Origin of the sequence: Azovibrio restrictus DSM 23866, assembly GCF_000429665.1 — a bacterium.
In the GTDB taxonomy this organism is placed as follows: Bacteria; Pseudomonadota; Gammaproteobacteria; order Burkholderiales; family Rhodocyclaceae; genus Azovibrio; species Azovibrio restrictus.
This window is the reverse complement of sequence record NZ_AUCH01000025.1, coordinates 22383-46086: the sequence shown is the minus strand read 5'-3', so window position 1 is coordinate 46086 and position 23704 is coordinate 22383. Positions and strand designations below refer to the sequence as shown.

At 66.1% G+C, this 23704-nt stretch carries 28 protein-coding genes; 1 reads left to right on the top strand and 27 read right to left on the bottom strand.

The window, feature by feature from the left end; all coding sequences use genetic code 11:
- The 16 genes from G474_RS23975 to G474_RS0116795 form a co-directional block, all read right to left on the bottom strand.
- Window positions 1-205: hypothetical protein (locus G474_RS23975; protein WP_211228138.1), on the bottom strand; the 205-nt coding region annotated here is incomplete at its 3' end.
- 88 nt (window positions 206-293) lie between these two features.
- A complete protein-coding gene (locus G474_RS23585) occupies window positions 294-650 on the bottom strand; it encodes a hypothetical protein (RefSeq protein ID WP_156919319.1) in 357 nt (118 codons plus the stop codon).
- Window positions 651-756: 106 nt separating this feature from the next.
- Complete coding sequence (locus G474_RS0116860; RefSeq protein WP_026687993.1) at window positions 757-1191, bottom strand: hypothetical protein; 435 nt, start codon at window positions 1189-1191, stop codon at window positions 757-759.
- Window positions 1192-1543: 352 nt separating this feature from the next.
- Complete coding sequence (locus tag G474_RS21350) at window positions 1544-2692, bottom strand: IS91 family transposase (protein WP_043465000.1); 1149 nt, start codon at window positions 2690-2692, stop codon at window positions 1544-1546.
- A 5-nt stretch (window positions 2693-2697) separates the two neighbouring features.
- Window positions 2698-3543 (bottom strand): tyrosine-type recombinase/integrase, encoded by an 846-nt coding sequence (locus G474_RS0116850; RefSeq protein ID WP_026687991.1) that lies wholly within the window; start codon window positions 3541-3543, stop codon window positions 2698-2700.
- 142 nt (window positions 3544-3685) lie between these two features.
- The gene (locus tag G474_RS0116845; RefSeq protein ID WP_026687990.1) at window positions 3686-4195 is read right to left on the bottom strand and encodes a hypothetical protein; all 510 of its coding nucleotides are present in this window, start codon (window positions 4193-4195) and stop codon (window positions 3686-3688) included.
- A 321-nt stretch (window positions 4196-4516) separates the two neighbouring features.
- A complete protein-coding gene (gene ccmI, locus G474_RS21345) occupies window positions 4517-5389 on the bottom strand; it encodes a c-type cytochrome biogenesis protein CcmI (RefSeq protein ID WP_043464997.1) in 873 nt (290 codons plus the stop codon).
- Window positions 5386-5892 (bottom strand): cytochrome c-type biogenesis protein, encoded by a 507-nt coding sequence (locus tag G474_RS21340; protein ID WP_051282385.1) that lies wholly within the window; start codon window positions 5890-5892, stop codon window positions 5386-5388. The genes ccmI and G474_RS21340 overlap by 4 nt, the downstream gene beginning before the upstream one ends.
- Window positions 5889-6476 carry a DsbE family thiol:disulfide interchange protein gene (locus G474_RS0116830; protein WP_026687989.1) on the bottom strand — a complete coding sequence of 196 codons (588 nt, stop codon included), beginning with the start codon at window positions 6474-6476 and terminating at the stop codon, window positions 5889-5891. Before G474_RS0116830 ends, G474_RS21340 begins: the two co-directional genes overlap by 4 nt.
- Window positions 6476-8464 carry a heme lyase CcmF/NrfE family subunit gene (locus G474_RS0116825; protein ID WP_026687988.1) on the bottom strand — a complete coding sequence of 663 codons (1989 nt, stop codon included), beginning with the start codon at window positions 8462-8464 and terminating at the stop codon, window positions 6476-6478. Before G474_RS0116825 ends, G474_RS0116830 begins: the two co-directional genes overlap by 1 nt.
- Window positions 8465-8476: 12 nt before the next feature.
- Window positions 8477-8977, bottom strand: coding sequence for a cytochrome c maturation protein CcmE (gene ccmE / locus G474_RS0116820; RefSeq protein ID WP_026687987.1), 501 nt, complete (start codon window positions 8975-8977; stop codon window positions 8477-8479).
- The gene (gene ccmD / locus G474_RS0116815; protein WP_026687986.1) at window positions 8974-9162 is read right to left on the bottom strand and encodes a heme exporter protein CcmD; all 189 of its coding nucleotides are present in this window, start codon (window positions 9160-9162) and stop codon (window positions 8974-8976) included. Before ccmD ends, ccmE begins: the two co-directional genes overlap by 4 nt.
- An 87-nt stretch (window positions 9163-9249) precedes the next feature.
- Window positions 9250-9990, bottom strand: a complete 741-nt coding sequence (gene ccmC, locus G474_RS0116810; protein ID WP_026687985.1) for a heme ABC transporter permease CcmC — start codon at window positions 9988-9990, stop codon at window positions 9250-9252.
- 7 nt (window positions 9991-9997) lie between these two features.
- A complete protein-coding gene (ccmB, locus tag G474_RS0116805; RefSeq protein WP_026687984.1) occupies window positions 9998-10666 on the bottom strand; it encodes a heme exporter protein CcmB in 669 nt (222 codons plus the stop codon).
- Between the two features lie 3 nt (window positions 10667-10669).
- Window positions 10670-11287: a cytochrome c biogenesis heme-transporting ATPase CcmA gene (gene ccmA, locus G474_RS0116800; protein WP_026687983.1), complete on the bottom strand. Its 618-nt coding sequence runs from the start codon at window positions 11285-11287 to the stop codon at window positions 10670-10672.
- A gap of 167 nt (window positions 11288-11454) precedes the next feature.
- Window positions 11455-12447 carry a cytochrome-c peroxidase gene (locus G474_RS0116795; protein ID WP_211228139.1) on the bottom strand — a complete coding sequence of 331 codons (993 nt, stop codon included), beginning with the start codon at window positions 12445-12447 and terminating at the stop codon, window positions 11455-11457.
- Between the two features lie 192 nt (window positions 12448-12639).
- Between G474_RS0116795 and G474_RS0116790 the strand changes: the two genes are divergently transcribed.
- The gene (locus G474_RS0116790) at window positions 12640-13548 is read left to right on the top strand and encodes a hydrogen peroxide-inducible genes activator (RefSeq protein ID WP_026687981.1); all 909 of its coding nucleotides are present in this window, start codon (window positions 12640-12642) and stop codon (window positions 13546-13548) included.
- Between the two features lie 19 nt (window positions 13549-13567).
- On the opposite strand, the gene G474_RS0116785 is transcribed toward G474_RS0116790, so the two are convergent.
- The 11 genes from G474_RS0116785 to G474_RS0116735 all read right to left on the bottom strand — a co-directional run bounded on the left by G474_RS0116785 (window position 13568) and on the right by G474_RS0116735 (window position 23703).
- Window positions 13568-14050 carry an acyl-CoA thioesterase gene (locus G474_RS0116785; RefSeq protein WP_026687980.1) on the bottom strand — a complete coding sequence of 161 codons (483 nt, stop codon included), beginning with the start codon at window positions 14048-14050 and terminating at the stop codon, window positions 13568-13570.
- 19 nt (window positions 14051-14069) lie between these two features.
- Complete coding sequence (locus tag G474_RS0116780; RefSeq protein WP_026687979.1) at window positions 14070-15203, bottom strand: EAL domain-containing protein; 1134 nt, start codon at window positions 15201-15203, stop codon at window positions 14070-14072.
- A gap of 3 nt (window positions 15204-15206) precedes the next feature.
- Window positions 15207-15650 (bottom strand): DUF2141 domain-containing protein, encoded by a 444-nt coding sequence (locus G474_RS0116775; RefSeq protein WP_026687978.1) that lies wholly within the window; start codon window positions 15648-15650, stop codon window positions 15207-15209.
- A 144-nt stretch (window positions 15651-15794) separates the two neighbouring features.
- Complete coding sequence (locus G474_RS0116770; RefSeq protein ID WP_026687977.1) at window positions 15795-16469, bottom strand: Crp/Fnr family transcriptional regulator; 675 nt, start codon at window positions 16467-16469, stop codon at window positions 15795-15797.
- Window positions 16466-17236: an exodeoxyribonuclease III gene (gene xth / locus G474_RS0116765; RefSeq protein WP_026687976.1), complete on the bottom strand. Its 771-nt coding sequence runs from the start codon at window positions 17234-17236 to the stop codon at window positions 16466-16468. The genes G474_RS0116770 and xth overlap by 4 nt, the downstream gene beginning before the upstream one ends.
- On the bottom strand, window positions 17233-17742 hold the full coding sequence (locus G474_RS21335) for a glutaredoxin family protein (RefSeq protein ID WP_051282384.1): 510 nt from the start codon (window positions 17740-17742) through the stop codon (window positions 17233-17235). The genes xth and G474_RS21335 overlap by 4 nt, the downstream gene beginning before the upstream one ends.
- Before the next feature lie 19 nt (window positions 17743-17761).
- A complete protein-coding gene (locus tag G474_RS0116755; protein ID WP_026687975.1) occupies window positions 17762-19813 on the bottom strand; it encodes a M3 family metallopeptidase in 2052 nt (683 codons plus the stop codon).
- Window positions 19814-19875: 62 nt separating this feature from the next.
- A complete protein-coding gene (locus G474_RS0116750; RefSeq protein WP_026687974.1) occupies window positions 19876-20646 on the bottom strand; it encodes a DUF2189 domain-containing protein in 771 nt (256 codons plus the stop codon).
- A 118-nt stretch (window positions 20647-20764) separates the two neighbouring features.
- Entirely contained in the window at window positions 20765-21706 is a 942-nt protein-coding gene (locus G474_RS0116745) for a phosphoribosylaminoimidazolesuccinocarboxamide synthase (protein ID WP_026687973.1), read from the bottom strand.
- 36 nt (window positions 21707-21742) lie between these two features.
- Window positions 21743-23398, bottom strand: coding sequence for a PepSY-associated TM helix domain-containing protein (locus tag G474_RS0116740; RefSeq protein WP_026687972.1), 1656 nt, complete (start codon window positions 23396-23398; stop codon window positions 21743-21745).
- 14 nt (window positions 23399-23412) lie between these two features.
- A complete protein-coding gene (locus G474_RS0116735; RefSeq protein ID WP_026687971.1) occupies window positions 23413-23703 on the bottom strand; it encodes a hypothetical protein in 291 nt (96 codons plus the stop codon).
- Window position 23704 lies beyond the last annotated feature (1 nt).

The window sequence follows — 23704 nt, the reverse complement described above, 5'->3', positions numbered from 1 at the left end:
CATCCGCAGCCACGTCAGGAAAAGAAACTGAGTCGTACCGCCTTTGCCATTGCCGGCTGAAAGGAAACCCCATGTTCCTGTTGTTTCCCCTCCCGCGTTTGCTTTGAGACTGATCGCCCATCATGGCTAAACGGATCGCACCGACACGGATTGACGCCGATAACTCTTCCGGCAGCTTGCCTGCCGCTTGTACCGATTGGCGCACCGTGAGCAGATTCCATGTCGGCACGGGTCATAGAGAACCCACACCAGATGCCGGATATACGACTGCATGCGCTTTCCAGCTGCCAAACCTATCGTTCAGTTTCCTTGATTTCCGGGGGAGTCCATATAGGAATGTTAGAAGAAACAGCCGAGAAAGCGCCCGCACCAACGAACTGCCAGCAGCCGAGCCCAGCCGCAGCCCCCGGAAAATGCCCGACAGCCGAAAGCCGCCCAAACCCCAGGGCTTTTGAATTTCGCTGAAATTTCCAGTTGACCGTAGCAACGCCGAAACCGCCGAGCCGACGCGCCAAAACAAGCACGCAGCGAAGAGCAAGCGACAGGTTTCCGTAAAACCCGGAAGACGCCAGCCGGAAGCACCCCACGCCGAGCCGGACTGCTAAAACCAGCACGCTGCCAAAAACAAGCGAGAGATGCCTGAGCGCCATAAAGGAACCTTCTAACGTTCAGCTTGAGGGGCGGCCGGAGCCCGAAGGGCGGAGGGAACCTGCAAGCGTAGCTTGCAGGCCGTCCCCTCGAAGCGCGGGTTGGGCGTCATTCAGGTTGCGCCTTTTGAAAGCGCGAAAATGACAGTGCCACTTTCTGACCACTGCTCCACTGCAAAAGATATATCGCCTCAAACAAAGCTCCCGGCGACTGGCTTTCACATGTGATTTTGAAGCACTGGGCATTGTCTGTGAATTGACGGAACCAGTCGATATAGTCAATAAGATAGAAACCCAATCGAGACCGCTCGCTAATGCCAAATTGGCCTTCAATCAGAGAGCCAAACTCGGAACTCCATTTGGTAATCGGATCTCGGTGAAGTATTGGGGAGCCCAGAATCTCCTCGGTGAAGTCGGAACTAGCGATGTAGTTTGATGAAAGGCAGACGAGTTCCAGATCGTTGGTAAGTTCGCGACCGACTGCATCCAAGTACCCGGCCAGATACATTGAATGCTCAGGAATGGAAAACTTGAGGCTAGACATCGGATGCGCGCCATGACGCCCAACGAATAGCGTTTATCCGCCGACGCGGACGAGTTTGAAGAAGGTGTGAAGCCATATCGGCGGATAAACCTCGTTGGACTGGACCGCCGGACGGGCGATGGTTATGGGGATTGTAAGGCGGGCTGTTCCGAAGTCAATCGCATGGCATGAAACAAGGCGGTGGATTGGTGCGCGCCAGGCATTGCGGAGAGAGGATTTGGGAGAAGCAAACCGGCTCGATCATGCTTGCGTAGCTGCTCGGGAATCACTGAGTAGGCCGCAGGGCGAAGCCTTCCGAGAATGGTCTGGCCATCCGTTGGAGAAACCGTCAGCAGTGGCTTGATGCAGCGTCTCATGGCGGTCCTCGGGCCGTTGCCCCGCGCTGCGGCAGCAGCGTGGTGGCAACCCGAAACTGCCCGCCGCAGTGCGGACAGCACATCGACGCAAGGCGAGCCACCCGGTGCAGGAATGCCGTCACCGATTCGATGATCGCCGGTTCCGGCGGCGGCACGGCCAGGGCCGAGCGCGCCGCCGCCAGCCCGACTTTCTTTCTCGCCGGCGAGAGCAGGCCATAGTGCCGGATGCGCTTGAAACCACTGGGTAGCACATGCAACAGGAAGCGGGCGATGAACTCGCTTCCCGCCAGACGCAGCACGCGCTTCTTGCCCCCGCTATCCGCCCGTACCCGGAAAGCTACCTGGTCATGGGTGATGCCAACGATGCGCTCATTGGAAATCGCCACCCGATGCGTGTAACGCCCGAGATAGTCGAGCACGGCTTGCGGCCCACCGAGCGGTTGCTTGGCATAGACCACCCAGTCATGGGCGTAGAGGTCTTGCTTGAGGTTCTGCCAAGCGAGCGGATTGAGGAAATCGGGCAGATACCCCTGCCGGCACAAGTCATCGAGACCGGCAATGAACTTGCCGCGAAAGACTTTCGACAGGGCCCGCACCGGAAACAGGAACCCCTTCTTCGGGCTGATCCATTCCCCGGTGTCGGACAGTGCGCCACCGGCGACCAGGGCATGCACATGAACATGCCGCCCGAGATCCTGTTTCCAGGTATGCAGGACCAGCGAGAACGCCGGCATTTCGCCCAGATGGCGCGGGCTGGCGGCTAACTCGATGAGTGTTGCCGAGGCGGCGGCGAACAGGTTCTCGTAGAGGCGGCGCGGTGCGGCGCCGATCAGGCCGTTGAGCGCGTGCGGCAGGGTGAACACCAGATGGAAATACGGCACCGGCAGCACCTCGCGCCGCCTTGCGGCGAGCCACGTCTCCTTGGCCCGCGTCTGACAGCGTGGGCAATGCCGGTTGCGGCAGGAATGATAGACGTGCCGGCTCGTCCCGCAATCGGCGCAGGATTCGACGTGCCCGCCGAGCGTCGCGGTACGGCAAGCAAGAATGGCCCGCCAGACCTTGGCCGCGCCACGCGGCAGTTCATGGCTGGCGAGATAGGCCGGACCGAAGGCGGACAGCACCTCGGCCAGGCCGGCCGGGGTCACAGACCTTAGCCGGGCATCAGCAACTCAAGCGGGGAGGTGGTGCCGGTCAGATGGCTTCGGGCCAGATGAAAGTAGCGCATGGTCGTGCCGACATGGCCATGGCCGAGCAGGCGCTGAATGGTGTGAAGGTCGACACCCGCTTCCAGCAGATGCGTGGCAAAAGCGTGGCGCAATGAGTGAATGCCGCCACCGTGTTCAATGCCGGCCGCTTCGCGGGCAGCATGGTAACTGCGCTGTACTGTTGAGTGGTCAATCGGGCCGTTGCCGGCCCGGTTGGGAAAGAGCCACCCTCTCGGACGGCAAGCCTGCCAGTACAGGCGCAGGATTTCCAGCAGGCGGGGTGAAAGCAAGGTGTAGCGATCCTTGCCGCCCTTGCCCTGGCGCACTTTGAGACACATGCGTTCAGGCGAGGATTCGATGTCGGTCAGCTGCAGGGTGCAAACTTCGGACAAACGTAGGCCGGCGGCGTAGGTCGTGGTCAGCAAGGTTCGGGCACGAATGTCGTGGGCGTTGTTCAGCAACCGGCCCACTTCGTCGCGCGTAAGAATCTGCGGCAGGCGTTGGGGCACCTTGGCCATCGGAATCTCGAAGGCGGCATCGCGTTGGCCGAGAACGACGGCAAAGAGAAAGCGGATGGCACAGACGGCCTGGTTGACGCTGGCGTAGGCCAGCTTGCGTTCGGTGATCAGGTGTAGCAAGTAAGCCTGGATGGCCGCTGTGTCGAGCGTATCCGGTGATCGCCCATAGTGTTTCGCGAGCTTGCTGACACAGTTCAGGTAAGTCTCTTGGGTCCGCTGGGCAAAGCCCCGTAGAACCATCGCCTCGGTCATCCGCTGTCTGAGTGTGCTCATGTCCTTCTCCTCTTCTGGCGATGCCAGCGATGATAGCCGCGAGGATGATGGCTATTGCTGCTGACATATGCGCTTGCCGTTCAAGGTTAAGGGCGGTCAGCGCAGCAGCCTGACCGTCTGCTGCTGCGGATCGTTGAGTGTCTTAGCGCTCAAAGAACCACTCCAAGAATTCTCCCGCTACGTCAGGTGTTAAGTCCAGTACGGCTTCGGCTATGGCAGGCTGGCCCTTTGCGGCAGCAACTGCAGAAAGCGCGCAGCAGAGGAACCCTTCATCCCACTGGCGCGAAGCTGCCGCAGCCACGAGCGCAGGTAGGCGCGCCAGGGATTTGAAGTAGGCGGGTGCAATATTTTCGGGGACGGAGACGCCCTTCTTGACTCTACAAATCTCAACCCAGGCCGGGAATTGAAAGTGGGAAAAGTCGGCTTTCAAGGGGGCAGAAGCGAGTGCCTCAATCACATGCGGTACTGCTGCGAAGGAGGCGGAGTAGACATCGCCTTGGTGAGCCAGGGCGCTCCAGATGGAAAACCATGGCTCATTGTTGTTCTCGGACGAGGGTAGCCCGGCGAGTTGCGACAACAACTCCGGAATGTCTGCAGCATCGCCGTAGGCATGCTGCAACTCGGACCAGCGTGAATCATCGAGACTAAGCAAGATGGACTCCTTTGAAACGCTTAAGCTGAAACAGCCGGCGTGGCTGATCCACGAGGTTGGCCTGGTGCCCCATGTTTTTGGCTAAGGCCTTGATTGGAAGCCCTGCCAATGGCAGACGGCGATCATGGGCAGGACCATACCAACAACATATGGGGTTGCGCCAGAGGCGTCTTTAATGTCATGGCTTTCGGTCTTGAGGGGCTTGTTCGAATTGATGGCTCCCGTTGCGGCTTCTGAGCGTGTCATTCCGCTCAGGACTGGAACCCGGATTCAAGGCAATAAAAAACCCGCCGGTCAGGCGGGTTCTTGGGGGGCTTGGGGTCAGGGCTTGGCCGTTTTGCCGGGTTTCTTCTCGGCGCGGATCTTGTCGATGTTGTCCTTGAGCAGGGTGTGCAGCTCGCTGCCGGGTTCCACCTGGGGCAGCAGCTTTTCCCAGTAGTCGGCGGCGGCTTGGCGGTTGCCGGATTCCATGGCGGCGGCGCCGGCCAGGAACAGGGCGTGGCCGTGTTCCGGGTCCAGCTTCAGGGCCTGCTGCACCAGTTGCAGGGGCTTGCCCTTGAGGCCCTTGCCCGAGGCCATGGCCAGGGTTTCCGCGTAGTCGGTGAGCAGCCCCGGGTCGGTGGCCACCAGTTTTTCTGCCTTGGCATAGGCCTGGGCGGCTTCTTCCAGACGGCCGAGCACCTTGTAGGAGCGGGCCAGCATCACCCAGCCCTGTTCGTCGTCCGGGTTTTCCGCCATGCGGGCCGCCAGCTTGTCCACCATGGCCTGGATCTGTTCCGGGCTCATGGCCTGGCCGGCCTGGGGCGCCTGGCGCTGGGCCGGGTCCAGGGCCATGGGGTTGCCCAGCAGGGCGTAGCCGGCGGAGGCGCCCAGTACCAGGGCCAGCACCACGGCCAGGGCGGCGCCCTTGCTGGGGGCGGTGTCGGCGTTCTGGCTGGCTTTTTCCGCCAGGGCGGTTTCTTCCAGGATGCGGCGTTTCAGTTCGTCCCGGGCCTGTTCGAAGTCGCTGCCGCTGAGGCTGCCTTCTTGTTGTTCCCGTTCCAGTTCGGCCAGCTGGTCGCGCAGGATGGCCAGATTGGTGTCGCGCTGGGCTTCCCCGGTCCGGAGCGGGGCGCGGCCGCGCAGCAGGGGTGGCAGCAGGAAGATGGCGGTGACGGCCAGGAGTGCCAGGGCGGCAAGCAGGAATGTGGTCATGGGGCAGTGCCTTTGCCTTGGGTGTCGTTGCTGCCTTCAGCCAGCAGGGCCTCGGCCTGGCGGGCTTCCGCCTCGCTCAGGGGGCGGGAATCCTGGAGCAGCCGGGCGCGGCGGCGCATGTAGAGCTGCAGGGCGGCAATGCCGACCACCAGGAACAGCAGGGGGCCGACCCAGAGCAGGAGGGTGACGGATTTGAAGGGGGGGCGATAGAGCACGAAATCGCCATAACGGGTGACCATGAAGTCGATGATCTGCTGGTCCGACTGGCCGGCCTGGATCATGCCCCGGATTTCCCGGCGCAGGTCCTTGGCCAGGTCGGCGTTGGAGCCGGCGATGGTCTCGTTCTGGCAGACCAGGCAGCGGAGTTCGGCGGAGATGGCCTGCAGGCGCTTTTCGGCCACCGGGTCGTCGGCCAGGGGGCGGGCCTCTTCGGCAAGGCCCAGCTGGCAGGCCAGGGCCAGCACCAGGGCGGCCAGCAGGCGGGTGCAGCTCAGGGCCTTCATTTGTTCAGCTCCGCGATCAGGGGCAGCAGCTTCTGCTCCACTACTTCCGGGGTGATGGGGCCGATCTGCTTGTAGCGGATCACCCCGGCCTTGTCGATCACATAGGTTTCCGGCACCCCATACACGCCGTAGTCGATGCCCACCCGGCCGTCCAGGTCCAGGACGGACAGGGTGTAGGGGTCCCCGTGGCTCTTGAGCCAGGCGGCTGCCCGTTCCCGGGCCAGGGCATTTTCCTGTTCCAGGGGCATCTTGCTGGTGTCGATGCCGCCGTCGCCGCGCACTTCCTTGTAATTGAGGCCGACGATGGGAACGACGCGGCGCTTGCCCAGTTCCACCAGTAGCGGGTGCTCCTGACGGCAGGAAACGCACCAGGACGACCAGACGTTGAGCATCCACACCTGGCCCTGCATGTCCTTGGGGCCAAAGCGCTGGTCGGTGCTGCCCAGCCGGGGCAGTTCGAAGGCCGGGGCGGGCTTGCCCACCAGGGGCGAGGGGATTTCCCGGGGATTCAGGTTGAGGCCCACGGCCAGGAGGACCACCAGGGCGGCAAAGGCAGCCAGGAGCCAGACGTACTTGTTTTTCATCATGCAGCAGCCTCCTGGGCCGGGGTGGCCGTGCCGCGGCGGCCCACATTGCGATAGCGGCGGTCAAGGATGGCGATCAGGCCGCCCAGGGACATGAGCACGCAGCCGCCCCAGATCCAGTCCACGAACGGCTTGTAATAGACGCGCACGGCCCATTCCCCTTCGGGCTGATCCCGGTCTATGGGCTCGCCCAGGGAAACATACACGTCGCGGAGCAGGCCGGCGTCGATGGCCGCCTCGGTCATGGGCATCATGGAGGAGTGGTAATTGCGCTTTTCCGGGTGCAGCAGCCGGTCCACCTTGCCGTTCTTGAGCAGCTCCACCTCGCCGCGCATGGCCACGTAGTTGGGACCTTCGACCCGCTGCACGCCCAGGAAGCGGAAGCTGTAGCCGGACACGGTGACCGTGTCGCCGGGGCCCATCTTCACGTCCTTTTCCTCCTCGTAGCCGCCCACCATGGTGACGCCCACCACGAACACGGCCACCCCCAGGTGGGCCAGGTGCATGCCCCAGAAATGCCGGGGCTGGCGCAGGGCTGCCGCCAGGAAGCCGGCATCGCCCCGGGTGGCCTGGACCCGCTGTACGAAATGCAGCACGGCGGTCAGGGTGATCCAGGTGGCCAGCAGCAGGCCCAGACCCACCAGGGGGGTCCAGCTGCCGTACAGGAAGGGCAGGGTGACGGCCACGACGCCGGCCACGGCCAGGGCCCATTTCAGCAGGCGGGCGATTTCGGCGATGGAAGCATGCTTCCAGCGGGCGAAGGGGCCGACCCCCATGAGGAACAGCAGCGGCGCCATGATGGGCGCGAACACTGCGTTGAAGTAGGGGGGGCCGACGGAAATCTTGCCCAGGGCCAGGGCGTCCACCAGGAGCGGGTACAGGGTGCCCAGCAGCACGGTGCCGGTGGCCACGGCCAGGAGCACGTTATTGGTGAGCAGCAGGGATTCCCGGGAAAAGAGGCCGAAGCGGCCGCCCAGACCGACACTGGGGGCGCGCCAGACGAACAGGGCCAGGGAGGCGCCGATCACCGTCACCAGGAAGGCCAGGATGAACACCCCCCGGGTGGGGTCGGTGGCGAAGGCATGCACCGAGGTGAGCACGCCGGAGCGGACCAGGAAGGTGCCCAGCAGCGACAGGGAGAAGGCGGAGATGGCGAGCAGCACCGTCCAGTTCTTGAAGCTGCCGCGCTTTTCCGTCACGGCCAGGGAGTGCAGCAGGGCGGTGCCGATCAGCCAGGGCATGAAGGAGGCGTTTTCCACCGGGTCCCAGAACCACCAGCCGCCCCAGCCCAGCTCGTAATAGGCCCACCAGGAGCCCATGGCGATGCCCAGGGTGAGGAAGATCCAGGCCACCACGGTCCAGGGCCGGGACCAGCGGGCCCAGGCCGCGTCCAGCTGGCCCGAGAGCAGGGCGGCGACGGCGAAGGCATAAGCCACGGAGAAGCCCACGTAGCCCATGTAGAGCAGGGGCGGGTGGATGATCAGGCCCGGGTCCTGGAGCAGGGGATTGAGGTCCTTCCCCTCGGCGACCCCAGGCAGAATGCGCTCGAAGGGGTTGGAGGTGAGCAGGATGAAGAGCAGGAAGCCGAAGGCCACCAGGCACAGGGTGCCGAGCACACGGGCCAGCATGGGGGCGGGCAGGTTGCGCGAGAACCAGGTGACCAGCAGGGCCCACCAGCTGAGCATCAGCATCCACAGCAGGAGCGAGCCCTCGTGGCCGCCCCAGACCCCGGCGATCCGGTACTGCAGGGGCAGCAGGGAATTGGAATGCTGGGCCACGTAGATGACCGAGAAATCGTTGGCGATGAAAGCCTGGGTCAGGCACAGGTAGGCGACCGTCACCAGCAGGGCCAGGGCCTGGGCCCCGGGTTTGGCCAGGGCGATCCAGGGGGCGCGGTTGCGGTGGGCGCCCAGCAGGGCCAGGACGCCCACCAGGGCGGCCACGGGCAGGGACAGGATGAGGGCGAAATGGCCGAGTTCGGGAATCATGGGCGGGTCCGGTTACTTGCGCGGGGCGGCGGCGGGTTCGGTGCCGCCGGCGGGGATCACCGTCTTGGCTCCGGCATCGCCGGAGCCCGCCTGGTGGGCCTTTTCCAGGGCCTGGGCGGCTTCGGGAGGCATGTAGTTCTCGTCGTGCTTGGCCAGCACTTCGTTGGCAGTGAAGATGCCGTCCTCGCCCAGCTTGCCCTGGGCCACCACGCCTTTGCCTTCCTGGAACAGGTCCGGGAGGATGCCCTTGTAGCGGACCGGGATGTCGTGGATGGTGTCCGTGACCACGAAGGCCATGGTCACCCCGTCCGGCTGGCGGGTCAGGGTGCCGTTCTGCACCAGGCCGCCAATGCGGAACACCTTGTTCTGGGGCGCCTTGCCGTCCTTCACGTCGGTGGGGGAGTAGAAGAAGGCCAAGTTGTCGTTCAGGGCGTTGAGGACAAAGGCGGCGATCAGGCCGAGGGCGGCCAGGGCCCCCAGGATCAGGGCAATGCGCTTGTGCCGGGCTTTCATGGCTGTTGCTCCATCTTGGCTTCAGCCCGCAGTTGCCGGGCCAGTCGTTGTTCCGTGGTGCGCCGCTGCCGGGCAACGATCCAGGGTTCCAGGATCATGACCAGGGCTGTGACGCCGAAGGAGCCCCAGACATAAAGGCCGTAACCGCCCATGGCGATGAAGTCGGAGAAGCTGTTCCAGTACATGTCGTTTTACCGTCCTGGTCCGGTCGGGGCGGGGGGATTATCCCCGCTTGCCACCAGACGCTTTGTAACAAACCTTGATATGACGCTTCAGCGGGAACTCAGCAGTTCCTTGACCCAGTCTGTGTGCCGTTCCCGCTCCAGGATGATCACCCGGACCCGCATCAGGGCCACGGCGATGCTGTACATCCACATGGCCAGGGCGCACAGCAGCATGCCCCAGAGCATGATGGAGGCCATGGCCGGCGCCTTGGTGAGGGAGACCGAGGCGCCCTGATGCAGGGTGTTCCACCACTTCACCGAGAAATAGATGATGGGCACGTTCACCACGCCCACCAGGGCCAGGATGGCCCCGGCCTTGTCGGCCCGGCGGGTGTCGTCGATGGCGTGGGTCAGGGCGATGAAGCCCATGTAGAGGAACAGCAGGATCAGCTCCGAAGTGAGCCGGGCATCCCAGACCCACCAGGCGCCCCACATGGGCTTGCCCCAGAGGGCCCCGGTCCACAGGGAGATGAAGGCGAACAGGGCGCCGGTGGGGGCGAGCGCCTGGGCCATCATGCCCGAGAGGCGGGTGTTGAAGGCCAGGCCCAGGCCGGCCCAGAAGGCCATGACCAGGTAGATGAACATGGACATCCAGGAGGCGCCCACGTGGACAAAGATGATCCGGTAACCCTCACCCTGCTGGAAATCCGTGGGGGCCACCAGGAGACCCAGCCACAGGCCCGCCAAGGCGAAGCCGGCGAACAGGGCCCAGAACCAGGGAATCAGCTTGCCGGCCAGGGGGTAGAAAGTGGAAGGGGCGGAATACTTGAACCAGTGGATCGAGGACATGGGGATTTCATTCCAGAGCGATCTTGAGGGCCGCGGCAGCGGCCCAGGGGGCGAAGGCGACGCCGCCCACGGTGAGGGCGGCCAGGAGCGACAGGTGGGCGCCGGGGCCCAGGCCGCTGACCGTGGCATCCACGGCTCCGGCGCCAAAAATGAGCACCGGAATATACAGGGGCAGTACCAGCAGGGAAAGCAGCACCCCGCCGCCCCGCAGTCCCAGGGTCAGGCCGGCGCCGATGGCGCCGATGCCGGACAGGGCCGGGGTACCCAGCAGGATGGAGCCGGTCAGCACCCACAGGGCCTCGGCGGGCAGGTCGAACTGCAGGCCCAGGACCGGCGCCAGCAGGGCTAAAGGCAGGCCGGAGACCAGCCAGTGGGCAATCACCTTGCCCAGCACCATCAGGCCCAGGGGATTGGGGGAGAGGGCCAGCTGTTCCAGGGTGCCGTCCCGGTAGTCGTCGGCGAACAGGCGGGGCAGGGAGAGCATGGTGGCCAGCAGGGCGCCCACCCAGAGGACGCCGGGGGCCAGCTGCCGCAGCAGGTCGGGCTCCGGTCCCACGCCCAGGGGAAAGAGGCTGGCGACGATGATGAAGAAGAACAGCACCGAGGCCAGGTCGGCCGGGCGGCGCAGGGCCAGGCGCAGGTCCCGGGCGATGGTGTGGGTGACGATGGCGAGCATGGTTCAGGCCCCCAGGCGCAGTTCGCGCACGGTGCCGGCGGGAATGTCCACGGGCTGGTGGGTGGTCATGACCGCCAGGCCGCCCCGCTGCAGATGGGCGCCGATCAGGCCGGCCAGCCAGGCCACGGCATTCACGTCCAGGGCCACGAAGGGTTCGTCGAGAATCCACAGGGGGCGCCGTTCGTGCACCAGGCGGGCCAGGGCCACCCGGCGCTTCTGGCCCTGGGACAGGTAGCGGCAGGCCAGGTCTTCCCGGCCCAGCAGGCCCACCTGCTCCAGGGCGTCCAGGGCATCATCCTCGGACAGCCCGGTGCCTGCCAGTCGGGCGGAGGCGAGCAGGTTTTCCAGAGGGGTGAGTTCTTCCTTGATGGCGTTCAGGTGCCCCAGGTAGCAGAGGTCGGCGCGGAATTCATCGGACAGGCGGTGGATGGGCTCGCCTTTCCAGCGGATTTCCCCTGATTCGGGCAGGGAGAGGCCGCACAGCATGCGCAGCAGGCTGGTCTTGCCGGCCCCGTTCTTGCCCTGGAGAAACAGCAGTTCCCCCCCTTCGAGACGGAATCCGACCCCGTGAAACAGGCGCCGTTCGCCGCGTATGCATTCCAGGTTGTCGGCTTCCAGCATGGGTTCAGAGGGGTCCGGAGATCAGGGGGCGATGATGGAGGCGGAAGTGTAGCGGCACTTTGACGGGAATCAAAACCGGGCATGTCCGGGATCGGGCTCGCGCCTGTTCCGGCCCGGGGCAAAAAAAACGACAGGGGCTGGCAAGCCCCTGTCGTGCAGGGTCCCCCTTACTTGCTGAAGGGCGTCGGGCGGGGGGTGCTGTCGGAAGAGGGGGGCAGGATGGGCAGCTGGAAGGCGGGCTGGTCACCGGTCAGGGTCTTCAGGAAGGCCACGATCCTGGCGTTTTCCTCCTTGCTGAACTTCTTGCCCAGTTGCAGGCGGCCCATGGTGTCTACGGCTTCGGTCAGGGTGTTGGCGGCCCCGTCGTGGAAGTAGGGATAGGTCATTTCCACGTTGCGCAGGGTGGGCACCTTGAAGTTGAAGCGGTCGGCATCCTTGCCGGTCACGGCCACCCGGCCTTCGGCAGGGCTCTTGGCCTTGTAGGGTTCCACCAGGCCCATCTTCTGGAAGGAGTTGCCGCCCACGGCTTCGCCGTTATGGCAGGCGACGCAGCCGCTGTCCTTGAACAGCTTGTAGCCTTCCAGTTCATCCTTGGTCAGGGCGTCCTTCTTGCCCAGCAGCCACTGATCGAAGCGGGAATTGGGGGTCACCAGGGTCTTCTCGAACTCGGCGATGGCCAGGGTCACCTGGTCGATGTCGATCTTGTCCTTGCCGAACACCTGCTTGAATTCGCGCACATAGCCGGGGATGGACTTCAGCACGTCGATGGCCAGGGTGTGGGTGAAGGCCATTTCGCCGGGGTTGGCGATGGGGCCGCCGGCCTGCTCCTTCAGGTCGGCGGCGCGGCCGTCCCAGAACTGGGCCAGGTTGAGGCTGGAGTTGAGCACGGTGGGGGCATTGATGGGGCCCTGCTGCCACTTGTCACCGATGGAGGTGGGGATGTTGTCGGTGCCGCCCATGGACAGGTTGTGGCAGGAGTTGCAGGAGATGAAGCCAGACTTGGAGAGGCGGGGGTCGAAGTAGAGCTTCTTGCCCAGTTCCACCATGCCCAGATTGATGTTGGCGGCTGGTTTGATGGGCTGGATGGGTTCGCTGTCGGCGGCATGCGCCAGGGCGGCGGTACCGAGCAGGGCGGCGATGGCCAGGGCGGCCTTGGTCATTTTCAGCATGAGTCACTCCCGTTCTGTTATGAATTTATGGAGTACCCATTGTCCCCATGGGGTTTATGGTTTAGTTGACTTAAGTCAATGTTTTTTATGGGGTTTGTCTATAGCCACTATAGTGTATGGCTATAAAACGATATGGTATGGTGCCGGCCTTGGATTCAAGTCGTTGCCACTCGAGGAGCCCCGATGACCCTGACCGAACTTCGCTACATCGTTGCCCTGGCCCAGGAAGGCAATTTCAGCCGGGCGGCTGAGCGTTGTTCCGTCAGTCAGCCTACCTTGAGCGTGGCCATCGCCCGCCTCGAGGATGACCTGGGGGTGCAGCTCTTCGAGCGGGGCAAGGGCATGGTGAGTCCCACCCAGGTGGGGCTGCGGGTGGTGGAGCAGGCCCGCCGCACCCTGGACGAGGCGGAGAAGATCCGTCAGGTCGCCAAGAGCGGCCGCAACCAGCTGCAGGGTGAGCTGCGCCTGGGGGTGATCCACACCATAGGTCCCTATCTGCTGCCCCAGCTGATCCATTCCCTCAAGGCCATCGCCGCCGAGATGCCCCTGCAGATCGAGGAGAACATGACCGCCCACCTGGCGGAAATGCTGCTTGCCAATGAGCTGGACGTGGTCATCATCGCCCTGCCCTTCGACCTGCCCGGGGTCCTGACCCGCAATCTCTACGATGAAGCCTTCCAGGTGATCGTGCCCAAGGGACATGCCTGGGAGGGGCGGGAGCACATCAATCCCGAAGATGTGACCGGGGACGAGGTGCTGCTCCTCAAGGCGGGCAACTGTTTCCGGGACCAGGTGCTGGGGGCCTGTCCCCAGATCAGCAGCCCGGACACGGATGTGCGCCTGGGCCACTCCATCGGCACCATCCGCTGCATGGTGGCTTCCGGCCTGGGGGTCTCGGTGCTGCCCGAAGGCGCCCTGCAGCAACCCTACAGCAACGACATGATCACCGTGATCCCGTTCCGGGAGCCGGCCCCTTCGCGCCGCATCGCCCTGGCCTGGCGTGCCGGTTTCGTGCGGCCCAAGGCCATCGAGGCCCTGCTTCGGGCCGTCGCCAGCCTCACCAATCCCGCTTACCGCCTGCTCTGCAACTGAAGGCCGCGGTGCCGCGGGCTCAACGGCTGTTCTGCAGCTCCTGCTGACGCCGTTCGAACTCCTTGCGCAGCTCCCGCCGGATCAGGGCGGCCTGGTGCCGGCGTTTTTCTTCCGGGGTCGAGGGGGCGAGGGGCGGCACCTGGGTCGGCTGGCCCAGTTCGTCCACCGCCACCATGGTGAAGAAGCAGCTGTTGGCGTGGCGGATCACCTGGGCGCGGATGTCCTCGGTGAGGACCTTGACGCCGATCTCCATGGAGGTGGTGCCGGTGTAATTCACCGAGGCCAGGAAGGTCACCAGCTCCCCCACGTGGATGGGCTGGCGGAACATCACCTGGTCCACGGAAAGGGTGACCACGTACTGGCTGGCATAACGGCTGGCGCAGGCGTAGGCCACCTGGTCCAGCAGCTTGAGGATGGTGCCGCCGTGGACATTGCCGGAGAAATTGGCCATGTCCGGGGTCATCAGGACGGTCATGGCGAGCTGGTGTTTGGGCAGGTGCATGGGAACTCCAGGGAAAGGTTCAGGGCGCCGGCGGCGGCAGCAATTCGTCCGCCGCCCGGGGTTTGCCGTACAGCCAGCCCTGGGCGTAGTCGATGGCGAAGCCGCCGAGGATCTCCGCCTCCCGGGCCGTTTCCACCCCCTCGGCCAGGACCCGGATGCCCAGCCGGCGCAGGTGGCCGATGCTGCGCCCCAGGTCTTCCAGCACCGCCGGGTTGCGGCTGACGTTACGGATGATGGTGATGCAGAGCTTGATGAAATCCGGGCGCAGCACTTCCGCCGCCTGCTGGTCGGCAAAGCCGCAGCCCGTGTCGTCCAGAGCCACCTGGGCGCCGCCGGCCCGCAGTTCCGCCAGGAGCGGCAGCAGGGCCTGGGCATCGTGCAGGGGCAGGTGCTCGGTGAGCTCCACCACGATGCCGGGGCGGGCCAGGGCATGGCGCAGCTCCGGGTCCCGCAGGCTGGGGGCGGAGAGATTCACGGTCAGCCACTGCCCTTGAGGCAGCTGTCCATGCCAGTTCAGGGCCTGCCAGGCGCAGGCGATCTCCAGCTCCCGGCTCAGGCCGCAGCGGGCCGCCGCGCCGAAGAGCTGATCGGCCCGTTCCAGGGGGCTGCCCTGGGGGCCCCGGGAGAGGGCTTCGTAACCCAGCAGGCGGCCGTCGGGAAAACTGACGATGGGCTGCAGCAGGGTGCGCAGGCCTCCCTGGCGGATCAGGGGCTGGAGGGCCGCCTCGTCCTCGCCGCAGGCGGCGGGCGGGGCCTGGGTCAGCAGGGCATCCAGCCCGGCCGGGTCCGCTTGTCCGGGCAACTGATGGACCCGCAGGCGGGCCAGGCTGGCGGTGGCGGTGCCGAAAATTTCCCGGGCCAGGGTGCCGGCCAGCTGGGTGGCGGCGCCCAGCACGGCCTCCTGGCGGTCAGCGGAACTGCCGCCCAGGGTCGTGGCGGGCGGGGTACGGTAGGGCAGCAGCCACAGGCCCGGGGACCTGCTGGGCGGAGGCGCCAGGGTTTCCATGCCGGCCAGCACCTGCCGGCCGATGTCCGACACGCCCTGTTCCAGCTCCGCCAGGGCGCCCCGGGTGGCGGCATCCCCCATGGCGGCCTGCAGGGCCTCCAGGCCCTGGAGGTGAAAGACGAGGGTGGATTGCGGCATGGGGGACATGGGTCAGTAACGGATTTCGATGCTCACGGCCTGGCCGGCAGCGGGGACCTGGAAGGCGCTGTCCTCGAACTGGGGCGGGCCCATGACCTTGGGGTTGTTGGAGAGGCCGTAACCCTCGGTGGGGAACATGCCCAGGCGCCGGTTCAGCTCCCCGTCTCCGTTTTCGTCATGGTAGGCCATGATGGCGTAGCGGCCCGGCGGCAGGTTGGTGAAACGGACCTGGACCGTGCCCGGGGTGGCCGGCACCTGCTGCACGGCAAAGGCCTGGGCTTCCTTGCGGAAGGTCTTGGGGTCCTGGTACAGCCCTACCCGCAGCTGGCCCCGGGCATCCCTGATCTGGGTCAGGGTGACGCTGAGGCTGCCGGTCTGGGGCTGGGGTTGAGCCTGGGCCTGGGCCAGGCCACTCAGGAGCAGGCCCAGGGCGGCGGCAAGCAGTCGGGAAATCATGGTCGGCCTTTCTGGAAATGGATGGCGTCGGACTATAAGGCGCCGCTCATGGACTGGCCAATGGGGATTGCCGATGGGCTTCATAGGGATCGCCTATGATTTTCTGCCTTTGTGCAAGTCATCTGCTACAGGGGCGGCGGGCGCTCAGCGCTGGCCGTCGGCCAGCCGGGCCAGGCCGGCCCGGTCGAGCAGGACGATCTGTTCCCGGCCCAGGCTCACCAGCCCCTGGGCCGCCAGTCCCTTCAGCAGGCGGCTGATGATTTCCCGCACGCTGCCCAGTTCCTCGGCCAGCTGCTGATGGGTGGTATGCAGCACCTCCTGGTCCTTGGCCAGCAGCAGCTTCGCCAGACGCTGATCCAGGCGGCTGAAGGCCACTTCCTCTACCAGCTGCATCAGCTCGGCAATCCGTTCGGCGAACAGGTGGAAGACGAAGTCCCGGAACGGGGCGGATTCCCCCACCAGGCGGCTGAACAGGGGGGCGGGCAGCATCAGCAGGGTGAGTTCGGATTCGGCGATGCCCCGGGCCGAGTAGTCGGTGTGTCCCAGCAGGCAGCTGGAGGTGATGATGCAGGAGCCGCCGGGCTCCACCCGGTACAGGAGCAGCTCCCGTCCGGAAGGGGTGGCCTTGATGACCTTGATGCTGCCGCCCAGGAGCAGGGGAAAGCCCCGGCAGGGCTGCTGCTCGGTGAACACGGTGGTGCCCGCCGGCAGCCGGAGCAGGGCCTGGGGTTGCAGCAGCCCTTCCCGCTCTCCGGGCGCCAGGGCGGCGGCCAGGGCCGGGTAGAGCTGCAGCAGCTGGCTGGCCTGGCCCGAGTTCATGGGGTTGCGAGCTCGGCCCAGACCGGGGCGTGGTCGGAGGGGCGCTCCAGCTTCCGGGGGGCCCGGTCTATGCCGGCGGCGCGGCAGCGGGCGGCCAGGGGGGCGGACAGGAGCAGGTGGTCGATGCGCAGGCCCTGGTTCTTCTGGAAGCCGAGCATGCGGTAATCCCACCAGGAGAAGCTTTTTTCCGGCTGCTCGAAGAGGCGGAAGCTGTCCTTGAGGCCCAGGGCCAGCAGGCCCTGGAAGGCGCTCCGCTCCGGTTCCGAGCAGAGGATTTCCCCGGCCCATTTCTTCGGGTCGTGCACGTCCCGGTCATCCGGGGCGATGTTGTAGTCGCCGCCCAGGACCAGTTCCGGGTAGCGGCCCAGCTCTTCCTGCAGCCAGGTGTGGAGACCGGCCAGCCAGGCCAGTTTGTAGGCGTACTTGTCGCTGCCCACGGCCTGGCCGTTGGGAAAGTAGGCGCAGATCACCCGCACCCCGTTTACGGTGCCGGCGATCAGGCGCTTCTGCTCGTCCGGGTAATGGGGGTTGCCGCACACCACATCCTCGATGGGGGTTTTGGAGAGCAGGGCGACCCCGTTGTAGGTCTTCTGGCCGCTGAAGGCCACCTGGTAGCCGGCCGCCTCGATCTCGGCCCGGGGGAAGTTGTGGTCTTCCAGCTTGGTTTCCTGCAGGCACAGGGCATCCGGCTGCTGGGCGGCGAGCCAGTCGAGCAGGTGGGGCAGGCGGACCTTGAGGCTGTTGACGTTCCAGGCGGCAAGCTTCAAGGGGTGGCTCCGCTGCTGCCGGAGGCCTTGGGATAGCCGGCCAGGTCCAGGTTGCTGTCGTAGGCGGAGGGCTCGAAACCCTTGATCAGCTGGCGCCCCACCTTCAGGTAGGGCAGCGAGGGATCATCCCCGGCCAGGGTCTTGAGCTCCTTGAGATGGGCTTCGTCCTGGACCGACTTCTCCGTGAACGGCACGTTGCGCTTCTTCAGCAGTTCCCTGGCCTTGTTGCAGGGATCGCAGTCGGAGGTCGTGTACAGGGTGACCGGGAAATTCTGGGCGGCCAGGCGGGTGGCGTAGGGCAGTTCCTTCTCGCCCTCCGGCGCGGCGCTCCTGCCGGTGCGGCTGACCTGCTTGGCATTGCCCGGCGGCGGGGTGTCGGTGTACATCACCCGGCCCGTGGCCGGGTCCACCCAGCGGTAGGTTTGGGCACTGGCGAGGCCGCACACCAGGGCCAGGAAGCCGGCTCCCAGGAGCCGGCAGGGAATGGAAAAACGCTGCTTTGCCATGTTTGATCTCCCCTTGGATTTACGCGGGGATCATACCACTGTGGCGCAGCAGGGCATCCGGGCTGGGCTCCCGGCCCCGGAAGGCCTTGAAGGATTCCAGCGCCGGGCGCACCCCGCCCATGGCCAGGATTTCTTCCAGGAAGCGCTTGCCCGTGGGCTGGTCCAGGGGATTGCCGGTTTCCTCGAAGGCGGCGTAGGAGTCGGCGGAGAGCACCTCGGCCCACTTGTAGCTGTAGTAGCCGGCCGCATAACCCCCGGCGAAGATGTGCGAGAAGCTGTTGGGGAAGCGGTGCCAGGCGGGGGGCACCAGCACCGCCACTTCCTGGCGCACCTGGTCCAGGAGTTCCATGATGGAGCCTCCGGCTGGGTCGAAGTCGCTGTGCAGCAGCATGTCGAACAGGGCGAACTCGATCTGGCGCACGGTCATCATGCCGCTCTGGAAGTTCCGGGCGGCGAGCATCTTGTCGAACAGGGCCCGGGGCAGGGGGGCGCCGGTCTCCACGTGGGCCGTCATGTCCTTCACCACCTCCCACTCCCAGCAGAAGTTCTCCAGGAATTGGGAGGGCAGTTCCACCGCGTCCCACTCCACGCCGCTGATGCCGGACACGCCCAGCTCCTCCACCTGGGTGAGCAGGTGGTGGAAGCCGTGGCCGGCCTCGTGGAACAGGGTGATCACTTCATCGTGGGTGAAGGTGGCGGGCTTGTCCCCCAGGGGCTTGGAGAAGTTGCAGTTCAGATAGGCCACCGGGGTCTGGATGCCGGCAGGCGTACGCCGGCGGGAGATGGCGGAATCCATCCAGGCGCCGCCCCGCTTGGTTTCCCGGGCGTAGAGGTCCAGGTAGAACTGGCCCACCAGTTCCCCGGCCGGGTTTTCCAGGCGGAAGAAGCGCACGCTGTCGTGCCAGACCGGGGCGTTATCCGGCTGGATGCGCACCCCGAACAGGCTTTCGATGACCCGGAACAGGCCGGCGATCACCTTGGGTTCGGTGAAATACTGCTTCACCTCCTGCTCCGAGAAGGCGTAGCGCGCCTGCAGCAGCTTTTCCGAGACATAGGCCACGTCCCAGGGCTGCAGGTCCGTGAGGCCCAGTTCGCTGGCGGCGAAGGTCTTCAGTTCGTCCATGTCCCGCTGGGCGAAGGGTTTGGCCTTGGCGGCCATGTCGTGCAGGAAGGCGAGCACCTGGGCCGGGGATTCGGCCATCTTGGGCACCAGGGAGACTTCGGCGTAGCTGGCATAGCCCAGAAGCCGGGCTTCCTCCTGGCGCAGGGCCAGGATGCGGGTCATCAGGCCGCTGTTGTCCCACTCGGGCTTGCTGCCGGAGTCGTGGAATTCCGAAGCCCGGGTGGCGTAGGCCCGGTACATGCGGGCGCGCAGGGCCCGGTTGCTGGCGTACTGCATCACCGGCAGGTAGGAGGGGGCCTGCAGGTTGAACTTCCAGCCCTCCACCCCGGCGGCCTCGGCGGCGGCCCGGGCGGCATGCTTCACGTCCTCGGGCAGGCCTGCCAGCTCGGCTTCGTCCTGGATGATCTCGGCGAAGGCGTTGGTGGCATCCAGCAGGTTTTCCGAGAACTTGGCGGCGAGGCCGGCCAGTTCTTCCTGGATGGCCTGGAAGCGGGGCTTGTCCGCCTCGGGCAGTTCGGCGCCGGAAAGGCGGAAGTCGCGCACCTCGTTGTCGATGATGCGCTGGCGGGCCTGGCCCAGGCCGGCGTATTCGCTGCTGGCGCGGATGGCCTTGTACTTCTCGAACAGGGCCAGGTTCTGTCCCAGTTCGCTGTAGAAACGGGTCACCTCCGGCAGCATGGCGTTGTAGGCGTCGCGCCAGGCGGGGATGTCATTGACCGAGTGCAGGTGGCCGACGATGCCCCAGGCCCAGCCCAGGCGCTCCATGCCGTCGGTCATGGGGGCGGCGAAATCGGCCCAGGTGGCCGGGGTTTCGGGCCGGGTCAGGCCTTCCAGCAGTTGCCGGGCCTCGCCGAGCAGCTGGCTGATGGCAGGCGCCACGTGTTCCGGGGCGATGCGGTCGAAGGGCGGCAGGCCGCCGGGGATGAGGAGGGGATTGGTCTGGGTCATCGGGTCAGCCGGAAAAAATCGAGGGGGCTGCTGCCCCCTCGGGGTGGGTCGGGAATGATGGCCTATTCTACAAGGTCCTTGTAGGCGTGCCACGAGGCGTGGCCGAGGAGGGGCATGAACAGCACCAGGCCGAACAGCAGGGTGGCGAAACCGAGCAGGACCAGGGCCACGATGAGGGCGCCCCAGATCAACATGGCCAGGGGGTTCCGGGCCACGCAGGCCAGGCTGGTGACGGCGGCGGCCACGGGATCGCTGCGCTCCCGGTCGAGCAGCATGGGAATGGCCACGACGCTGAGGGCGAATACCAGCAGGGCCAGGCTGCCGCCGGTGGCCAGCCAGGTAAGGAGCAGGGGCCAGTGCTCCAGGTCGGTGAGCAGGGGTAGCAGGACGCCCACCGCATCCTGGCCGTCGGTAGGGCCCAGGAGGGCGAAGAGAATGGCCGAGAGGCGTTCCCAGGCCAGGGTCAATAGCGCCAGGGCCAGGCCGAACAGGCTCAGGGAGGCCGGGTTGCGGCCCGGGCCCCGGAGGGAGTCCACAAAGCCCAGCCGCAGATCCACGGCCCGGGCCCGGCTCAGTTCGTAGAGGCCCACGGCCAGGAAGGGGGCCAGCAGGAAGAAGCCGGACAGGGCCAGGGTGAACAGATGCGGATGGCTGAGGCTGGCGAGCAGGATCAGGTCCCCTCCCAGGCCGAACAGGAGGCCGTAGGCCAGGCTGGGCAGGGGATTGGCGCGCAGGTCCTGCCAGCCCCGCCAGAGCCAGACCAGGGGACGCTCCAGGGGGATGGCGCGAATCTGGGGCAGCGCCAGTTCCGGGTTCAGGTGACGGGTATCCATGCCGGGCCTCCTCAAAGGGGATTTACTGTCCGTGAGACAGGCGCAGTCCGCCCAGGTTTCCCAGAAAAAGCAAAACCCGGCCGAAGCCGGGTTGTGGCGGGGCAGGGCCGCAGCCGGTTTACAGCCGGGGCAGGGGCTGGCCGGTGAGGCGCTCGTAGGCTTCCACGTACTTGGCGCCGGTCTTCTCGGCGATTTCGGCCGGCAGGCGGGGGCCGGGGGCCTTCTTGTTCCAGTCCAGGGTTTCCAGGTAGTCGCGCACGAACTGCTTGTCGTAGCTGGGGGGGCTGATGCCCTCGGCGTAGCTGTCGGCGGGCCAGAAGCGGGAGGAGTCCGGGGTCAGGGCTTCGTCGATCAGGTGCAGGGTGCCGGCCTTGTCGATGCCGAACTCGAACTTGGTGTCGGCGATGATGATGCCCCTGCCCAGGGCGTAGGCGGCGGCGGCTTCGTACAGGGCGATGGCGGCAGTCCGGGCCTGGGCGCAGATTTCCGCCCCGTTTTTGCCGGTGCCGGCCAGATCCTCGGCCAGGGCGGCGGCGCAGTTGGTCTGCGCCTGGGCGAAGGAAATGTTCTCGTCGTGGTCGCCCACTTCGGCCTTGGTGGCCGGGGTGAAGATGGGGCTGGGCAGGCGCGAGGCCATCTTGAGGCCGGCAGGCAGGGGAATGCCGCAGACGGTGCCGGTGGCCTGGTAATCCTTCCAGCCGGAACCGATCAGGTAGCCGCGCACCACGGCCTCGATGGGCAGGGGCTTCAAACGCTTGACCACCACGGCGCGGCCCTTGACCTGCTCCACCTCGTCGGGGGCCACCACAGACTCGGGGGCGACGCCGGTGAGCTGGTTGGGGATGATGTGGCCCAGCTTCTGGAACCAGAAGTCGGCCACGGCGGTGAGCACCTGGCCCTTCCTGGGAATCGGGTCCGGCAGGATCACGTCGAAGGCGGAGAGCCGGTCGGTGGTGACGATCAGCAGCTTGTCGGCATCCACGGCGTAGATGTCCCGCACTTTGCCCTTGGACAGCAGGGGCAGGCTCTTGATGGAGGATTCGAAAAGGGGCTGGCTCACGGCGGGCTCCGCAAAGGGAAATTTGAAAGGCGCAGATTATACAGGGGAGCCGTTCTCTGCGCCTTGGCCGGGTGCATCGCCTGGCTGCCGGGTGGGGGCTGCCCAGACGCTGTCCTGCCGCCCCTGGCAGAGCCGGCGCCGGGTGGCTCGGGCCATCAGGGCGAAGCAGGCGGCGCCGGCCAGGGCCGTGAGGTCCACCCCCAGGCTGGCCGGTGAGCCGTGGGCCCACAGGCCGCTGCCCGGCAGCAGGGCGCCGGTCAGGGAAGTCAGGGGAATGGCCAGGGTCAGGGCGCAGGCCAGCCAGAGCAGATGCACGGCGGCCCGCCCGGCGCCGGCCAGGAAGGCCCAGGCGATGGCGGCGAAGAAGGCGCTGTAATAAAGCAGGGCTGAGGCTTCGCTGCCGCCCAGGGCGTAAAGCCACTTGCCGCCCACCAGGGCCAGCGAGATGCCGCAGATGCAGCCCAGGCAGACGCCCACGGTGGCTGCTGCCATCAGGCGGGCATCCCGGCGCTGGGGCGGCGGGGTGGCGGCATCCCTGGCCTGCTTGCGGCGCCGGCTTTCCACCCAGAGCAGGTTGCCGCTGTAGAACAGCCAGGCCCCGGCCAGTCCCAGGAGGAAATACATCCACTGCACCGGGGTGCCGCCGAAAGCCGCCATGTGCAGGGCGAAGAAGCTGCTGATGAAGAGGTTGGGGGTGCTCTGCTGGCCGGGGAGGAAGTCGCTGCTGAGCACCCGGCCGGTGTAGGGGTCCAGGGCCAGGAAGCCGCCCCGGGCCCGGGGGGAAACCGCCGCTTCATCCTTGCCCCAGACCCGGACCACGGCCCGGGGGCCGGTCACCTGCTGGTACTGGAGCATGCTCGGGGTGAAGCCCGGGGCAAAGGCCCGGGCTTTGGCGACCAACTCCAGGGGGGGCAGCATTTCGGCCGGATCACGGGTGGCCTGCGGGCCTTCGGCCGGGCGCTGGCGCTGGAAGGCGGTGCTCCATTGCCCGTCGTGGATCAGCTTGTCCTGCAGGGCGTAGATGCCGTCGTGGTAGGCAAAGACTACGGCCGTGAGGGCCATCACCAGGTGAAAGGGCAGGCTGACGATGCCCACCACGTTGTGGGCGTCCAGCCACATGCGCTTCAGGTTCCGGCCCAGCCGCAGGGCGAAAAAATCCTTGACCAGGGAAGGCAGCAGCACCACCACCCCGGACACCAGGGCCAGGGTGTACAGGGCGGCGGCGACGCCCATGATCCAGCGGTTCGGATCGGTATCCACGGGCAGGCCCACCACCCGGTGCAGGACGTCGATGAAGTGGGGCAGGGCCGAGGGTTGGTGTGCCTGCACCAGGGGCTCGCCGTTGCCGTCCAGGGTGGCCACGAAATGGCGCACTGCGGTTTCGTCGTGGTCGTCGGCCTCCGCCGGCCGGGTCTGCCAGTCCATGGGGGCCGGCAGGTGCTCGGCCTGGCGCAGGTGCAGGGTGAAGTCCCGGCGGCTGTCCGGGTGTGCGGCCAGGGTGCGGGCAATGAGCTGGGGCGCCTGTTCCAGGGGGATTTGCTGCAGTGCGCTGGGGGGCGCGATCCAGCGCGCCAGGGGCTCCTTGAAGACGGTCAGGGCGCCGGCGTAGAAGGCGATGAACAGGGCCATCCCGGTGAGGATGCCGGTCCAGGTATGGACGGCTTTGTAGATGCGGACGAAGTCGGTTCTCATGGTGTCTCCCTGGGTCAGGCCTGCCGCAGGAGGAAGGTCAGTCCCACCAGGAGGCCGCTGGCGCCGCCCAGCCACAGCCAGGCCCGGCGGCCGCTGGTGAAGAAATAGACGCCACTCATGACGCCCAGCCAGACGGTCGGCGCCAGCCACATGGCCAGCTGGCCCCGGACGGACAGGGGAATGTCGGCAAACAGCAGGGAAAACAGGGCGCTGCTGCCAAAGCCGAGGACGGCCCCCAGCAGCAAGCCGGCCAGGGTTTTGGAAATCCAGTCGCGCCGGATGGGGGGTAGGGGCCGGGCCGTCATC

Coding starts and splice junctions, on each gene's coding strand:
- G474_RS23585 (WP_156919319.1), bottom strand. CDS start 650: ATGGCGCTCAGGCATCTCTCGCTTGTTTTTGGCAGCGTGCTGGTTTTA.
- G474_RS0116860 (WP_026687993.1), bottom strand. CDS start 1,191: ATGTCTAGCCTCAAGTTTTCCATTCCTGAGCATTCAATGTATCTGGCC.
- G474_RS0116850 (WP_026687991.1), bottom strand. CDS start 3,543: ATGAGCACACTCAGACAGCGGATGACCGAGGCGATGGTTCTACGGGGC.
- ccmI (WP_043464997.1), bottom strand. CDS start 5,389: ATGACCACATTCCTGCTTGCCGCCCTGGCACTCCTGGCCGTCACCGCC.
- G474_RS21340 (WP_051282385.1), bottom strand. CDS start 5,892: ATGAAGGCCCTGAGCTGCACCCGCCTGCTGGCCGCCCTGGTGCTGGCC.
- G474_RS0116830 (WP_026687989.1), bottom strand. CDS start 6,476: ATGAAAAACAAGTACGTCTGGCTCCTGGCTGCCTTTGCCGCCCTGGTG.
- G474_RS0116825 (WP_026687988.1), bottom strand. CDS start 8,464: ATGATTCCCGAACTCGGCCATTTCGCCCTCATCCTGTCCCTGCCCGTG.
- ccmE (WP_026687987.1), bottom strand. CDS start 8,977: ATGAAAGCCCGGCACAAGCGCATTGCCCTGATCCTGGGGGCCCTGGCC.
- ccmD (WP_026687986.1), bottom strand. CDS start 9,162: ATGTACTGGAACAGCTTCTCCGACTTCATCGCCATGGGCGGTTACGGC.
- ccmC (WP_026687985.1), bottom strand. CDS start 9,990: ATGTCCTCGATCCACTGGTTCAAGTATTCCGCCCCTTCCACTTTCTAC.
- ccmB (WP_026687984.1), bottom strand. CDS start 10,666: ATGCTCGCCATCGTCACCCACACCATCGCCCGGGACCTGCGCCTGGCC.
- ccmA (WP_026687983.1), bottom strand. CDS start 11,287: ATGCTGGAAGCCGACAACCTGGAATGCATACGCGGCGAACGGCGCCTG.
- G474_RS0116795 (WP_211228139.1), bottom strand. CDS start 12,447: ATGACCAAGGCCGCCCTGGCCATCGCCGCCCTGCTCGGTACCGCCGCC.
- G474_RS0116790 (WP_026687981.1), top strand. CDS start 12,640: ATGACCCTGACCGAACTTCGCTACATCGTTGCCCTGGCCCAGGAAGGC.
- G474_RS0116785 (WP_026687980.1), bottom strand. CDS start 14,050: ATGCACCTGCCCAAACACCAGCTCGCCATGACCGTCCTGATGACCCCG.
- G474_RS0116780 (WP_026687979.1), bottom strand. CDS start 15,203: ATGTCCCCCATGCCGCAATCCACCCTCGTCTTTCACCTCCAGGGCCTG.
- G474_RS0116775 (WP_026687978.1), bottom strand. CDS start 15,650: ATGATTTCCCGACTGCTTGCCGCCGCCCTGGGCCTGCTCCTGAGTGGC.
- G474_RS0116770 (WP_026687977.1), bottom strand. CDS start 16,469: ATGAACTCGGGCCAGGCCAGCCAGCTGCTGCAGCTCTACCCGGCCCTG.
- G474_RS21335 (WP_051282384.1), bottom strand. CDS start 17,742: ATGGCAAAGCAGCGTTTTTCCATTCCCTGCCGGCTCCTGGGAGCCGGC.
- G474_RS0116755 (WP_026687975.1), bottom strand. CDS start 19,813: ATGACCCAGACCAATCCCCTCCTCATCCCCGGCGGCCTGCCGCCCTTC.
- G474_RS0116750 (WP_026687974.1), bottom strand. CDS start 20,646: ATGGATACCCGTCACCTGAACCCGGAACTGGCGCTGCCCCAGATTCGC.
- G474_RS0116740 (WP_026687972.1), bottom strand. CDS start 23,398: ATGAGAACCGACTTCGTCCGCATCTACAAAGCCGTCCATACCTGGACC.
- G474_RS0116735 (WP_026687971.1), bottom strand. CDS start 23,703: ATGACGGCCCGGCCCCTACCCCCCATCCGGCGCGACTGGATTTCCAAA.